The 12,982-nt window shown below is 66.5% G+C and carries 12 protein-coding genes; 4 read left to right on the forward strand and 8 right to left on the reverse strand.

From position 1 onward, the window contains the following. Positions 1 to 227: 227 nt before the first annotated feature. Entirely contained in the window at positions 228 to 1,388 is a 1,161-nt protein-coding gene (locus FG99_RS10255) for a Fic family protein (protein WP_043269328.1), read from the forward strand. Positions 1,389 to 1,392: 4 nt separating this feature from the next. On the opposite strand, the gene FG99_RS10260 is transcribed toward FG99_RS10255, so the two are convergent. The 4 genes from FG99_RS10260 to FG99_RS10275 form a co-directional block, all read right to left on the reverse strand. Then, positions 1,393 to 1,818 carry a type II toxin-antitoxin system VapC family toxin gene (locus FG99_RS10260; RefSeq protein WP_043270300.1) on the reverse strand — a complete coding sequence of 142 codons (426 nt, stop codon included), beginning with the start codon at positions 1,816 to 1,818 and terminating at the stop codon, positions 1,393 to 1,395. Then, positions 1,818 to 2,072 carry a type II toxin-antitoxin system Phd/YefM family antitoxin gene (locus FG99_RS10265; RefSeq protein WP_043270302.1) on the reverse strand — a complete coding sequence of 85 codons (255 nt, stop codon included), beginning with the start codon at positions 2,070 to 2,072 and terminating at the stop codon, positions 1,818 to 1,820. The genes FG99_RS10260 and FG99_RS10265 overlap by 1 nt, the downstream gene beginning before the upstream one ends. A gap of 94 nt (positions 2,073 to 2,166) precedes the next feature. Continuing rightward, positions 2,167 to 2,571: a type II toxin-antitoxin system HicB family antitoxin gene (locus FG99_RS10270; RefSeq protein ID WP_009615524.1), complete on the reverse strand. Its 405-nt coding sequence runs from the start codon at positions 2,569 to 2,571 to the stop codon at positions 2,167 to 2,169. Between the two features lie 32 nt (positions 2,572 to 2,603). Then, the gene (locus FG99_RS10275) at positions 2,604 to 2,786 is read right to left on the reverse strand and encodes a type II toxin-antitoxin system HicA family toxin (RefSeq protein ID WP_043269330.1); all 183 of its coding nucleotides are present in this window, start codon (positions 2,784 to 2,786) and stop codon (positions 2,604 to 2,606) included. A 458-nt stretch (positions 2,787 to 3,244) separates the two neighbouring features. Here FG99_RS10275 and FG99_RS33080 point away from each other — a divergent pair, with 458 nt between their 5' ends. Then, positions 3,245 to 3,733, forward strand: a complete 489-nt coding sequence (locus FG99_RS33080; protein WP_009615520.1) for a BRO-N domain-containing protein — start codon at positions 3,245 to 3,247, stop codon at positions 3,731 to 3,733. A gap of 286 nt (positions 3,734 to 4,019) precedes the next feature. On the opposite strand, the gene FG99_RS31295 is transcribed toward FG99_RS33080, so the two are convergent. Then, a complete protein-coding gene (locus FG99_RS31295; RefSeq protein WP_009615518.1) occupies positions 4,020 to 4,178 on the reverse strand; it encodes a YqaE/Pmp3 family membrane protein in 159 nt (52 codons plus the stop codon). Positions 4,179 to 4,533: 355 nt separating this feature from the next. Here FG99_RS31295 and putA point away from each other — a divergent pair, with 355 nt between their 5' ends. After that, a complete protein-coding gene (putA, locus tag FG99_RS10290; RefSeq protein WP_043269332.1) occupies positions 4,534 to 8,469 on the forward strand; it encodes a trifunctional transcriptional regulator/proline dehydrogenase/L-glutamate gamma-semialdehyde dehydrogenase in 3,936 nt (1,311 codons plus the stop codon). 335 nt (positions 8,470 to 8,804) lie between these two features. On the opposite strand, the gene FG99_RS10295 is transcribed toward putA, so the two are convergent. From FG99_RS10295 to FG99_RS10305, 3 genes are read right to left on the reverse strand one after another with little or no spacing between them, the layout of a single operon-like run. Further along, a complete protein-coding gene (locus FG99_RS10295) occupies positions 8,805 to 10,154 on the reverse strand; it encodes a glutamine synthetase family protein (RefSeq protein WP_043269334.1) in 1,350 nt (449 codons plus the stop codon). Positions 10,155 to 10,190: 36 nt separating this feature from the next. Further along, the gene (locus FG99_RS10300) at positions 10,191 to 10,739 is read right to left on the reverse strand and encodes a helix-turn-helix domain-containing protein (protein ID WP_043269336.1); all 549 of its coding nucleotides are present in this window, start codon (positions 10,737 to 10,739) and stop codon (positions 10,191 to 10,193) included. Between the two features lie 19 nt (positions 10,740 to 10,758). Continuing rightward, positions 10,759 to 12,048 carry an NAD(P)/FAD-dependent oxidoreductase gene (locus tag FG99_RS10305; RefSeq protein ID WP_043269338.1) on the reverse strand — a complete coding sequence of 430 codons (1,290 nt, stop codon included), beginning with the start codon at positions 12,046 to 12,048 and terminating at the stop codon, positions 10,759 to 10,761. 227 nt (positions 12,049 to 12,275) lie between these two features. Between FG99_RS10305 and FG99_RS10310 the strand changes: the two genes are divergently transcribed. Further along, a complete protein-coding gene (locus FG99_RS10310) occupies positions 12,276 to 12,977 on the forward strand; it encodes a transcriptional regulator FNR (protein WP_009615508.1) in 702 nt (233 codons plus the stop codon). Positions 12,978 to 12,982 lie beyond the last annotated feature (5 nt).

Consider the following 12,982-nt stretch of genomic DNA (forward strand, 5'->3'; position numbering starts at 1 on the left):
TCCGTGTGGGCCCACCACCTTCAAAGCCGCGCATTGCGCGGCTTTGGCATTTCTGGGAGAGGCTTTTCAGGCCCTTCCGTTCCCTTCAGAACCCGCCAAAGTGTCCACAAGGCGTCCACATCCACTCCACGGGTAGATGGACGCCGAGCCGAATAGCTCGCACAATCGGCTCATTCAATGAGCCGAATAATCCATTTATTCGGCTCACCGCCCCTGGAAGACTTGCCATGAACGAGCCCCTCTGGATCTGGCAGCAGCCTGACTGGCCGGATTTCCGCTGGCAGGCCGAGCGTCTCGCCCCGCTGCTGCGCAGTTGTGCCCAGGCCCAGGGGCGCCTGCTGGGCATGGCTGGGACGATCGATGCCGGCAGTGATGCGGAGAATGCGCTGGATGCGTTGCTGCAGAATATCGTCACCAGTTCCGCCATCGAGGGCGAGCAGTTGAATGTCGAGTCGGTGCGCTCCTCCCTGGCGCGGCGGCTGGGCCTGGAGAGTGGCGGGCGCAGTACGCCGCGCTCCGAGGGCTTGGCCGAGCTGATGCTGGATGCCACGCGCGGCCATGCGCAGCCACTGACGCTGGAGCGCCTGCTGCATTGGCACCGCCTGCTTTTTCCAATGGGCGACACGTCTCCGCACGCTCGAATCCACGTCGGCGATCTGCGGGGCGACGAGCCAATGCAGGTGGTCTCTGGCCGGCTCGACCGGCCCACGGTGCATTTCGAGGCACCGCCACGCGCGGGGCTGGAAGTGCAGCTTCAGGACTTTCTCGACTGGTTCGCCAGCAGCCGTGCCGATGTTGCTTTGGACCCACTGCTGCGAGCCGGCATCGCGCACTTCTGGTTCGTGACCCTGCATCCCTTCGATGATGGTAATGGGCGGTTGACTCGCGCCGTCACCGACCTGGCCCTGGCTCAGGGCGAGCAGTTGGCCATCCGCTTCTATGCCATGTCCGCCAGCATTCTCGAGGATCGGCGCGGCTACTACCGGATACTGGAAAGCAGCCAGAAGGCTTCGCTCGATATCACCGCCTGGCTGGAGTGGTTCCTGGCCACCCTGCTGAAAAGCCTGGAGCAGGCGCTGGCACGTATCGACCGGGTTCTGGGCAAGGCGCGCTTCTGGCAGGCGCACCGCGAGCAGGTGCTTTCAGCCGAACAGCTGAAGGTGCTCAACCGCCTGCTCGATGGCGACCTGCTGGGCGAACGCGGTGGGTTCGAGCAAGGCATCAGCGCCGCCCAGTACCAGGCCGTGGCGAAGGTTTCCAAGGCAACCGCAACCCGCCATCTGGGCGACCTGCTCGACAAGGGCTGCCTGGTCCGCCTGCCAGGCGGCGGGCGCAGCACTCGCTACCAGATCAATTGGCCTGCCTCGTCCTTGCCTGTAAGAAAATAAACCTCTATTGCATCGCTTCCCACGGATTGAGGATAGGCACTCCTGTCGCTTCGAAATCAGCCACATTGCGAGTGACTACCGTCATGCCATGAACGAGGGCCGTCGCGGCAATGAGCGCGTCACGCTCGCCTCGCTTGTCGGGTACGTGCAACCGGGCGCAGCGTTGCGCCACCGCTGTATCGATTGGCAATGTTCGTCCAGAGAACTCCGGCAACACATGTTGCTCCAGCCACGAGCGCAGCAAGGCCCCTTGAGTGGCGTCTTTTCGCTCAATCGACAGAACACCGAGCTCCAGCTCCATGATGGTTATGGCAGACACGAACAACTCGGCGGCATCGACGCTTTCACTCCAGGCCGCAACGTTCGGGTCAGCTCTGCCGGCCCGAACCTTTCGCAGTTCAGACACCACATTGGTGTCGAGAACGAACATCATGAGAAGTCAGCCGGTTGGGTGCCGATGGTCACACGTGGTGCTTCAAACTCGATATCCGCAACGTCCGGCATAGCCAGAGAGTCGGCAATGTTGCGGCGCTGCTTCGTAAGCCGCTGGTATTCCTCGATGCTCAACAACACATGAGCGGGCTTGCCGCGATCCGTGATGAACACCGGCCCCTGCTTGGCCGCCTTCTTTGCGCGGGTAACATCCTGGTTAAGTTCTCGACTGGATAGGGTTGTGATGGTCATGGCGGCACCTCCCATATGAATCACCAATGTAGGTATGTTCCTACATGAATAGCAAGCTGTCCATGAAAAGCCGCCTGATTGCACAGCGTCTGGCTCAGTTCGAAGACAGCTCACGCAGCGCGGCGGTAGCCAGGAAGCCGGAGCGAGAGGCGTAGCGATGGTCGCGCTTCACGCGTTCGTCGATGCGTTGCAGGAGGTTTTCCGGGAGGCTGGCGTTGAAGCGCACGGCCTTGCCCAGGTAGGGGGTGACGTCGAAGTCGACCACCGCCCAGACACCGCCGGCGTAGTCGGGGTTGCCCATGTGGGTGTCCACTTCCTGGGCTTGCGGGAGCGTCTCGCCGTCGGCCACCAGGCCTTCGAAGTGCAGGGCCAGGGCTTCCTGGACGTTTTCCAGCGCCTGGCTGACGGTGCCGCCGGCGGAGAAGCAGCCAGGCACGTCAGGGATGGTCACGCCGTAATCCGAGTCGGCGTCCTTGTGCAGAACCACGGGGAATTTCATGTTGATGCCCTCCTCCTGGGCTGACGGCCGACTCATCGCAGGCCGGCCTGGCGCAGAATGCTGTTCACGGTCCCGATCGGCAGGCTGCTCCTGGGGTGGGGAACCGTCACCCGCCCCTTTTTGGTGAAATGCCGGAACTGGTGATGACTGCCTTTCACCTCCACCAGGAACCCGCCATCCGCCCGGATCAACTCCATGATTTCTCGACTGCGCATCGTCCCTCCGCCCAGCCTTGGTGTGTATGCTACACACCAAGACCGTGATTATCTACACACACTACACACCCGAATTTCGATCTTGCCGTCAGGCGCTCCGCCGCAATTGAAGAGTGCCGAGGCTTTGGGCGGTGCGAGGGGGTTGGCGGGAGCTGAAAACAGGGAAGTTTCCTGCGAGGCATTGGCGTTGCCGTCTTACAAGACGGCTGCGTAGCGTTCCACCTGCCACGGATCAGACGTGGCCAGGTGTGGAAACCTGATTAACGAGCGGTCCACTCTTTCAGGGCGAAGTAGGCACGACGTGCCGGTAGTGCCCTGTACGCTTTTGGCGGACCGTGCGAGGCGGGCGTTTGCCCGGCCGGCTTACTCGTTATCCGGTTTTCCACCCTTGCACGGTCCGCCTCCCTTCTCCGGATTGCCTGGGTGGCGGCTTCTTCGATGCAGCAAGGAGCGACAGCATGAGCCTTTCTTCTACTTCCGATTCCGTCCTCGTCCCTTCGGTTTTCCTGCGCCATCGCCGGCCCCTGCGGGCGGTGCTGATCGAAAACCAGGCGTGGTTCGTCGGGCGCGACCTGGCGCGGCTGACCAACAGCCATGTGTCCACGCGGGTTATCCACAAACTGGATGCCGACCAGCAGCGGTTCGAGTGTCTGCAGGTGGCTGGCGGCGAGGTGACGCGTGAGTGGCTGGTCAGCGAGAGCGGCGTGTATGCGCTGCTGATGGTGCATTTCTATCACCCGGAGAACCGGGGCTTGCGGCAGTGGTTGAGCAATGAGGTGGTGCCGGCGTTGCGGGATGCGCGGCAGAGTGATCCGGATTTGCCGCGGCGAAGGGTGAAGCGGGTGCAGGGGCAGCAGTTGAGCGTGCTGGATTGGCAGGGGAAGTTGTGGGTGCGGTTTGGGGATGCGGTGGGGTTGATGGAGCGGGAGGTTCGGCGGGAGTCGTAGGGTTGGGCGGTATGCATGGTGATGGGTATCGCTGCGCTCAACGCCATCCTACGGGGCGCCAGGGTTGGCTCTGGTGTGGTCTTTGACTTGGGCTCCCTCTCCCCAGCCCTCTCCCTGAAGGGAGAGGGGGCTTGTCCGTGCCGAGAGAGATAATGGTTTCAGCCGGAACCTACCTGGCTAACCGACTAACTCCAAAACGCCCGCTCTGCCCAACGGTCCCCTCTCCCTTCAGGGAGAGGGCTGCCGGGCCTCGCTCTAGCGCCGACAGCCTTGACCGAGCCCCGCCTCACCGCTTCGCAATGATGTAAACCGCATGCACGATGCCCGGGATGTACCCCAGCAGCGTCAGCAGGATGTTCAGCCAGAACGCCCCGCCGAAGCCGACCTGGAGGAACACGCCCAGGGGCGGGAGAATGATGGCGATGAGGATGCGGATCAGGTCCATGGCGGGCGCTCCTTGTAACTGTGGCTACTGACACCAGCATCGACCACGGCCGCTTCGCTGGCGTTCAATCCTTTTGCGGGCCATGGTTGCGGGCAGGGCCAGGCCGCTGCGTACCGAAAAGGTGCAACCCCGCTCCCGCCCCAGCGCGCAGATGCCCGCTCTCCTAAAATGCAAGGCAAGGTCCGCTTCTTGCAGCGATCGCCGGGCATCCGCTGCATCCGCCAGCATGGTCACCTTTCTACACAGTCCGTCGGCTTCGACCAATGGCTGGTTGCACCTGGTTGCACCTTTGTCGTCCGGCGTTTAAATTCTCGCCACATTTCCGCCGTGCCCACTTTCAATAACAGGTACAACCATGGCCACCACCACCCTTGGCGTGAAGCTGGACGACGCCACCCGTGAACGTCTGAAGCAAGCCGCACAAGCCATCGAGCGCACGCCGCACTGGATCATCAAGCAGGCGATCTTCAACTATCTGGAGCAGATCGAGGGTGGCCTTTCCCCCGCCGCGCAGTCCGGCCTGGCCGCCGCGGCCGGCGAGGAATCGCTGGAGGCGCTGAACGAGCAGGGCCTGCAGGTGTTCCTGGACTTCGCCGAAAGCATCCTGCCGCAGTCGGTGCTGCGCGCCGCCATCACTTCCGCCTACCGCCGCCCGGAAACCGAAGCGCTGCCGATGCTGCTGGAGCAGGCCCGCCTGCCGCAGGACAAAGCCGAGGCCGCCAACAAGATGGCCCTGGGCATCGCCGAGAAGCTGCGCAACCAGAAGAGCGCCGGCGGCCGCCAGGGCCTGGTGCAGGGCCTGCTGCAGGAGTTCTCGCTGTCGTCCCAGGAGGGCGTGGCGCTGATGTGCCTGGCCGAGGCGCTGCTGCGCATTCCGGACAAGGCCACCCGCGACGCGCTGATCCGCGACAAGATCAGCAACGGCAACTGGAGCCAGCACCTGGGCCAGAGCCCGTCGATGTTCGTCAACGCCGCGTCCTGGGGCCTGCTGATCACCGGCAAGCTGGTGTCCACCCACACCGAGGCGGGCATGACCTCCTCGCTCAACCGCATCATCGGCAAGAGCGGCGAGCCGCTGATCCGCAAGGGCGTGGACATGGCCATGCGCCTGATGGGCGAGCAGTTCGTCACCGGCGAGACCATCGGCGAGGCCCTGGCCAACGCCGCGAACATGGAAAGCCGCGGCTTCCGCTATTCCTACGACATGCTCGGCGAAGCCGCACTCACCTTTGATGACGCCAAGCGCTACCTGGCCTCCTACGAGCAGGCCATCCACGCCATCGGCAAGGCCTCCCACGGCCGCGGCATCTACGAAGGCCCGGGCATCTCCATCAAGCTCTCGGCGCTGCACCCGCGCTACAGCCGCGCGCAGTACGACCGGGTGATGGACGAGCTGTACCCGACCCTGCTGGGCCTGACGCAGATGGCCAAGCAGTACGACATCGGCATCAACATCGACGCCGAGGAAGCCGACCGCCTGGAAATCTCCCTCGACCTGCTGGAGCGCCTGTGCTTCGAGCCGTCGCTGAGCGGCTGGAACGGCATCGGCTTCGTCATCCAGGCCTACCAGAAGCGCTGCCCTTACGTGATCGACTACGTGATCGACCTGGCCAAGCGCAGCCGCCACCGCCTGATGATCCGCCTGGTGAAGGGCGCCTACTGGGACAGCGAGATCAAGCTGGCCCAGGTCAACGGCCTGGAGGGCTACCCGGTCTACACCCGCAAGCCCTACACCGACGTTTCCTACATCGCCTGCGCGCGCAAGCTGCTGGCGGTGCCGGAGGCCATCTACCCGCAGTTCGCCACCCACAACGCCCATTCGCTGTCGGCCATCTACCAGATCGCCGGGCAGAACTACTACCCCGGCCAGTACGAGTTCCAGTGCCTGCACGGCATGGGCGAGCCGCTGTACGAGCAGGTGGTGGGCAAGGTCGCCGACGGCAAGTTCAACCGCCCGTGCCGCATCTACGCTCCGGTGGGCAGCCACGAGACGCTGCTGGCCTACCTGGTGCGCCGCCTGCTGGAAAACGGCGCCAACACCAGCTTCGTCAACCGCATCGCCGACCACAGCATCTCGCTGCAGGACCTGGTGACCGACCCGGTGCAGCAGGTCGAGCAGATGGCCGCCCAGGAAGGCACCCTCGGTCTGCCGCACCCGCGCATCCCGCTGCCGCGTGACCTGTATGGCGAAGGCCGGGCCAACTCCGCCGGCCTGGACCTGGCCAACGAACACCGCCTGGGCTCGCTCTCCTCGGCGCTGCTGACCAGCACCAACCAGGCCTACGTCGCCCAGCCGGTGCTCGGCGGCGACGCCCCGGCGCCCGCCGCGGCCGAGCCGGTGAAGAACCCGGCCGACCACCGCGACATCGTCGGCCAGGTACACGAGGCCAGCGAGGCGGACGTGAACAACGCCCTGCTCAGCGCCCAGGCCAGCGGGCCGATCTGGCAGTCCACCCTGCCGGAAGAGCGCGCCGCCGTGCTGGAGCGCGCCGCCGACCAGATGGAAGGCGAGATGCAGCAGCTGATGGGCCTGCTGGTGCGCGAATCCGGCAAGACCTTCGCCAACGCCATCGCCGAGGTGCGCGAGGCGGTGGACTTCCTGCGCTACTACGCGGCCCAGGCCCGTACCTTCTCCAACGACAGCCACCGCCCGCTGGGCCCGGTGGTGTGCATCAGCCCGTGGAACTTCCCGCTGGCGATCTTCAGCGGCCAGGTGGCCGCCGCCCTGGCCGCCGGCAACACCGTGCTGGCCAAGCCGGCCGAGCAGACCCCGCTGATCGCCGCCCAGGCCGTGCGCATCCTGCTCGAAGCCGGCGTGCCGGCCGGCGTGCTGCAACTGCTGCCGGGCCGTGGCGAAACCGTTGGCGCGCGCCTGGTCGGCGACGAGCGCGTGCGCGGCGTGATGTTCACCGGCTCCACCGAGGTGGCCGGCATCCTCCAGCGCAACATCGCCGGCCGCCTGGACGCCCAGGGCCGCGCCATTCCGCTGATCGCCGAGACCGGCGGGATGAACGCGATGATCGTCGACTCCTCGGCGCTGGCCGAGCAGGTGGTGGTGGACGTGATCAACTCCGCCTTCGACAGCGCCGGCCAGCGCTGCTCGGCCCTGCGCGTGCTGTGCGTGCAGGCCGACGTGGCCGACCGCGTGGTGCAGATGCTCAAGGGCGCCATGGCCGAATACACCATTGGCTCGCCGGAGCACCTGAACGTGGACATCGGCCCGGTGATCGACGCCGAGGCCAAGGGCAACATCGACCGCCACATCCAGGCCATGCGCGACAAGGGCCGCAAGGTCTTCCAGGCCGCGCGGGTCAACGGCGACGCGCTCAAGCGCGGCACCTTCGTGGTGCCGACGCTGATCGAGCTGGACAGCTTCGACGAGCTCAAGCGCGAAATCTTCGGCCCGGTGCTGCACCTGGTGCGCTACGAGCGTTCCGACCTGGACCAGTTGCTGGCGCAGATCAACGCCTCCGGCTACGGCCTGACCCTCGGCGTGCACACCCGCATCGACGAGACCATCAGCCAGGTGGTGGGCAACGCCCACGTCGGCAACCTGTACGTGAACCGCAACATCGTCGGCGCCGTGGTCGGCGTGCAGCCCTTCGGCGGCGAAGGCCTGTCCGGCACCGGCCCGAAGGCCGGCGGCCCGCTGTACCTGTTCCGCCTGCTGTCGACCCGCCCGCGCGATGCGGTGGCCAGGCAGCTGGCCGGCGACAACGTGCAGGCCCTGCCGCGCCCGGCCGAGCGCGAGAAGGCCCTGCAAGCCCTGCGCGACTGGGCGGCCAAGCAGGAGCCGGAACTGGCGAAGGTGGCGGACGAGTTCGCCAGCCTGGCGCAGAGCTATGCCTGCCACGTGCTGACCGGCCCGACTGGCGAGCGCAACACCTACACCCTGCTGCCGCGCGAGCGTGTGCTGAACATTGCCGAGGAGCGTGCCGACCTGCTGGTGCAACTGGCCGCCACCCTGGCGGTGGGCAGCCTGGCGGTCTGGCCGGCAAGCCAGCGCGAGCTGCGCGACAGCCTGCCGAAGGAAGTGCAGAAGCGTATCGAACTGGTCAACGACTGGACCGCCGCCGAAGCCGCCTTCGACGCCATCCTGCACCACGGCGATTCCGACCAGCTGCGCGAGGTGTGCGAACAGGCCGCCAAGCGCAAGGGCGCGATCGTCGGCGTGCACGGCCTGGGCAAGGGTGAAACCGACGTACCGCTGGAACGCCTGCTGGTGGAGCACGCCCTGAGCGTGAACACCGCGGCCGCCGGCGGCAACGCCAGCCTGATGACCATCGGCTGATGCGACGGCGGCGGCCCTACCCGGCCGCCGCCAGCGACACCCGCGCCCTTGCGGCGCGAACCGCGCTACCGCCCTCGTCGAGGGGGCTACCCGCCCGGCAGCGCGGCTTTCCCTCCAGGCATTCCATGCCTTGCGTCCGCCCACACAGCGGACGCCGCGGCGGGGTTACCCTCCCCGCCGCTTCCTTGAATACCGGAACCGGCCCAGGGCCGGCGAGCTAGAGCAGAACAAGGCGGAAACAGGCGAGAGCGCGGAGTTTACGCGCGGTAAATGAGCAAGCTCTCGCCTGTTTCCAACGCAGTTATGCCGACGCGCAGCCGACCATGGGCCGGTTCCTACAGGAACCAGCGGTATTCGCGCGCACTGACTTCGTCCATGAACTCCAAGTGGTCGTGGCGCTTGTTCTCGCAGTAGACGAAGACGAACTCGCTGCCGAGCCCTTCCTTCACTATCGGATGGTTCTCCATGGCCGCCACCGCGCCGAGCATGTCGCGGGGGAAGTCGATGCCGCTGTCGCGGTCTTCGTTCAGCGGGGCGATGGGCTCCTTGCCCGCCTCCAGGCCGTATTCCATGCCGGTGAGGATGGCCGCCAGGACCAGGTACGGGTTGGCGTCGGCGCCGGCCAGGCGGTGCTCGATGCGCAGGTTCCGGCCGTCGGACTCGGGGATGCGGATGCACGCGTCGCGGTCTTCGAAGCCCCAGCTGGCCTTGCTCGCCGCGTTCACCCGCGAGCCGTAGCGGCGGTAGGCGTTGTGGTTGGCGGCGAAGATCGGCATGCAGTGCGGCAGCAGCTCCAGGCAGCCGGCCACGGCGTGGCGCAGCGGGCGCTGGCCCTCGCCGTCGAGCAGGTTGCGGCCGTCGCGGTCGTACAGGCTGACGTGGACGTGCATGCCGCTGCCCGGCGCGTGCAGGTAGGGCTTGCTCATGAAGCTGGCGCGGTACCCGTGCTTGAGCGCCACGCCACGGGTGGCGCGGGTGAACAGCGCGGCCTGGTCGGCGGCGTGCAGGCCGTCCTCGCAGTGGGCGAAGTTGATCTCGAACTGGCCCGGGCCGATCTCGGCGGTGATGACGTTGGCGTCCACGCCCTGCTCGCGCGAGGCTTCGACGATTTCATGCAGCACGTCGGAGAAGCGCGACAGGCGCTCGATGTGCATGTTCGGCTGGTCGTCCTCGTCGTCGCACAGCGGGTCGCGCGGGTACTGCGGCAGGCCGTCCTTGAGTTTCCTGTCGAACAGGTAGAACTCCAGCTCGAAGGCCACCACCGGGCGGATGCCCTTGCCTTCCAGGCGCTTGAGCACGCGCGCCAGCACTTCCCGCGGTTCGAACTCGATGGGCGCCTCGGTGCCGTCGGAGCTGATGATCATCTGCCCCAGCGGCTGGCTCTCCCAGCGCACCGGCTTGAGCGTGCCGGGGATCAGCCGGCGCGGCGCGTCCGGGTCGCCGTCGTTGAAGCAGTAGTCGCCGATCAGGTGCAGGCCACCCTGCACGCCCAGCAGCACGCAGTTCTGCGGCAGCTTCAGGGGCGAGCCGGCGGCGACTTTCTCCAGCATGTCCACCGGGTAGCGCTTGCCGTAGAAGTGCCCGGGGATGTCCAGGCAGATCAGGTCGACGTAGCGCACGTCCGGGTTCTGGGCGCGGAAGGCGCGTACTTCGCTGAGCAGGTCGGGGAAGGTTTGGCGGTTCATCTTCTTGGTGCCTGTGTCGGGCGCAGCCGGATGCCTTCAGGTGAAGATCCAGAGCACCCTCGTTGGTTTGTCTGTCAGGTTGCCGTAGCGGAATTTCGCGTGCGGCGGCAGCTGGAAGCTGTCGTTGGGGTAAAGGGTGACGGTCTCCTCCTGGTACCAGAGGGTCAGTTCGCCCTCCAGCACGAAGCCGCCCTGTTCGGAGCTGTCGTTGAGGTGGTCCTCGCCGCTGGTGGCGCCGGGGGCGAGGATGCTGTCGAGCATCGAGAAGCCGCCGGACATGTTCGGCGAGGCGAGGATGTCGGTGATGCCGCCGGCGTAGTACAGCGTGCGGCGGTCGGCCGGGCGCGTCACCCAGGCCAGCTCGCGCGCCGGCCCTTCGGCGTAGAAGTAGGTGGTCGGCACGCCGAGAGCTTCGCTGATGGCGGTGAGGTCGGCCACGGTGGGGCGCGACAGGCCGCGCTCGACCTGGGAGAGGAAGCCCACCGAACGGCCGATGCGCTCGGCCAGGGCGCCGAGGGTCAGGTTCTTGTGCTTGCGCAGGTCGCGGATGAGGGTCGCGAGGTGTTCGTTCTGGTGTTCTTGCATAGGCGCTGTCCGGCTCGGTTCAGAAGAAGTCCCGCAAGCGATACCAGGCTTTGCCGACGGCTTCCAGTGGCGCGGCGAAGCGCTGGCCGCCGGGGAAGCCGGGATTGCTCAGGCGCTGGTACAGGTCGAGCTCCTCGCTGCGCCCCAGCATCGCCTGGCTGACCGCGCGGGCGGCGGCCAGGCTGGGCAGCACGCCGTGCCCGGAATAGCCCTGCAGCCAGTAGAGGTCGCCGCGGCGGCCGATGTCCGGGGTACGCCGCATGCTGCAGTCGATGTGCCCGCCCCAGGCGTATTCCAGCTCCACCCCGCGCAGTTGCGGGAACACCCGCTCGACGTAGGGCCGGGTGGCGGCGCGGATGTCCGAGGGCATTCCGCCCAGGTAGGTGCAGCCGCCGCCGAACAGCAGGCGGTGGTCGGGGGTGAGGCGGAAGTAGTCGAGGACGAACTGGTTGTCGGTCACGCAGCAGTTCTTCGGCAGCAGCGAGTGCGCAAGCTCGGCGCCCAGCGGCGCGGTGGCGACCTGGTAGGTGCCCACCGGCAGGATGCGCGCGGAGACTTCCTTGTCCAGGCCGTCGATGTAGGCGTTGCAGGCCAGCACCAGGGCGGCGCAGCGGATGCTGCCGTGCTCGGTCTCGACGAGATAGCCGTTGCCCTGCTCGCTGTAGCGCAGCGCGCGGGTCTGCTCGAAGATGCGCCCGCCGGCCTTTTCCAGCGCGCCGGCGAGGCCGTAGGCCAGTTTCAGCGGGTTGAGGTGCGCGGAATTCGGGTCGTACAGGCCGGCCAGGTAGCGCTCGCTGCCGATCCACTGCGGCAGCTCGGCGCGAGAAACCATCTGCAGGCCTTCGTAGCCCCAGCGGCGCGCGGCCTCGCCCTGCCACTCTTCGAGCATGCCGACGCGGCGCGGCAGCACGGCGGTCCACAGGTGGCCGACGCGGTAGTCGCAGTCGAAGCCGTGGCGCTGCGGCAGGTCGCGCAGCTCGCGGGCGGCCCAGAGCATGCCCTGCCACAGGCGCAGGGCGCCTTCATGGCCGAGGTCGGCTTCGATCGGGCCGAGGTCGCTGGACCAGCCCGGCAGCGCCTGGCCGCCATTGCGCCCGGAAGCCGCCCAGGCGATGCGGCTGGCCTCGATGACGCAAACCTGGCGGCCGCCTTCGGCCAGTTGCAGCGCGGTGTGCAGGCCGCTGAAGCCGGCGCCGATCACCAGTACCTCGACCTCCAGCGCATCCGTCAGCTGCGCGCGGGGCTGCAGCAACTCCGGGTTGGCGGCGGCGTAGTAAGTGCCGACGGGCTGGCTGGATTGCAGGAACATGGCGACCTCGTGAAATTGTCATGCTTGTTTTTCATGAAAACTAGCACAACTAATTTCATGAAGCCAGCCCGGCACAAATCCACAGCGACCCGCGGCAGCCCAGCCAGGGGGAAGCCGGACCGTGCGCGCGGGGTGACAGACGCCCATCTATTGCTATGTTCTTAGGAGATAAAAAGGCCGCCGGACGCGGTTCGGTCGGGCGTACAGGGGATAACCGGATGAATCGGATGCTGAAGCCGCAGCCTTATTGCAAGAATTGCCGACTGGCACCGCCCACCCTCAGCGACGACAAGCTCCAGGAGCTGGAAGCCCTCATCAAGCCCGGCCACCTGCTGCACAAGGGCGACCACCTGTTCCGCCAGGGCGACGCCTTCCACAACGTCTACCTGGTGCGGTCCGGCTCGCTGAAGACGGTGACCACCAACGAGCAGGGCCTGGAGAAGATCACCGGCTTCTATTACGCCAACGAGATCTTCGGCTTCTCCGGCATGGACGAGGGCCGCTATCCGGTGTCGGCCATCGCCCTGGAAAGCACCCTGTGCAGCGAGATTCCCTTCGACCAGCTGGAGCTGCTGTCGCAGCAGATTCCCGGGCTGTCGCACCAGTTGCTGCTGATGATGAGCCGCAAGATCCGCGAGGACCAGCAGATGAAGCTGCTGCTCTCGCGGCTCAACGCCGACTCGCGGATCGCCGCCTTCCTGCTGAACATCTCCGCGCACTTCCGCGAGCGCGGCTTCTCCGCCCTGCGCTTTCGCCTGAGCATGTCGCGCCACGAGATCGGCGACTACCTGGGGCTGGCGGTGGAGACCGTGTCGCGCAGCTTCACCCGCCTGCAGAAGAACGGCCTGTTGCGGGTCAACGGGCGGGAGACGGAGATCGTCGACTTCACCGAGCTGTGCGCGCTGGCGGGCGGCGAGATCGAACTCTGAAGCCC

Origin of the sequence: Pseudomonas sp. AAC (assembly GCF_000725445.1) — a bacterium.
In the GTDB taxonomy this organism is placed as follows: domain Bacteria; phylum Pseudomonadota; class Gammaproteobacteria; order Pseudomonadales; family Pseudomonadaceae; genus Pseudomonas; species Pseudomonas citronellolis.

What these genes read in the sequence shown, in the direction of transcription:
- putA (WP_043269332.1), top strand. Translation starts at nt 4,534, where the DNA reads ATGGCCACCACCACCCTTGGCGTGAAGCTGGACGACGCCACCCGTGAA.
- FG99_RS10270 (WP_009615524.1), bottom strand. Translation starts at nt 2,571, where the DNA reads ATGAAATTCCCCGTGGTTCTGCACAAGGACGCCGACTCGGATTACGGC.
- FG99_RS31295 (WP_009615518.1), bottom strand. Translation starts at nt 4,178, where the DNA reads ATGGACCTGATCCGCATCCTCATCGCCATCATTCTCCCGCCCCTGGGC.
- FG99_RS33080 (WP_009615520.1), top strand. Translation starts at nt 3,245, where the DNA reads ATGAGCCTTTCTTCTACTTCCGATTCCGTCCTCGTCCCTTCGGTTTTC.
- FG99_RS10300 (WP_043269336.1), bottom strand. Translation starts at nt 10,739, where the DNA reads ATGCAAGAACACCAGAACGAACACCTCGCGACCCTCATCCGCGACCTG.
- FG99_RS10255 (WP_043269328.1), top strand. Translation starts at nt 228, where the DNA reads ATGAACGAGCCCCTCTGGATCTGGCAGCAGCCTGACTGGCCGGATTTC.
- FG99_RS10310 (WP_009615508.1), top strand. Translation starts at nt 12,276, where the DNA reads ATGCTGAAGCCGCAGCCTTATTGCAAGAATTGCCGACTGGCACCGCCC.
- FG99_RS10295 (WP_043269334.1), bottom strand. Translation starts at nt 10,154, where the DNA reads ATGAACCGCCAAACCTTCCCCGACCTGCTCAGCGAAGTACGCGCCTTC.
- FG99_RS10260 (WP_043270300.1), bottom strand. Translation starts at nt 1,818, where the DNA reads ATGTTCGTTCTCGACACCAATGTGGTGTCTGAACTGCGAAAGGTTCGG.
- FG99_RS10265 (WP_043270302.1), bottom strand. Translation starts at nt 2,072, where the DNA reads ATGACCATCACAACCCTATCCAGTCGAGAACTTAACCAGGATGTTACC.
- FG99_RS10275 (WP_043269330.1), bottom strand. Translation starts at nt 2,786, where the DNA reads ATGCGCAGTCGAGAAATCATGGAGTTGATCCGGGCGGATGGCGGGTTC.
- FG99_RS10305 (WP_043269338.1), bottom strand. Translation starts at nt 12,048, where the DNA reads ATGTTCCTGCAATCCAGCCAGCCCGTCGGCACTTACTACGCCGCCGCC.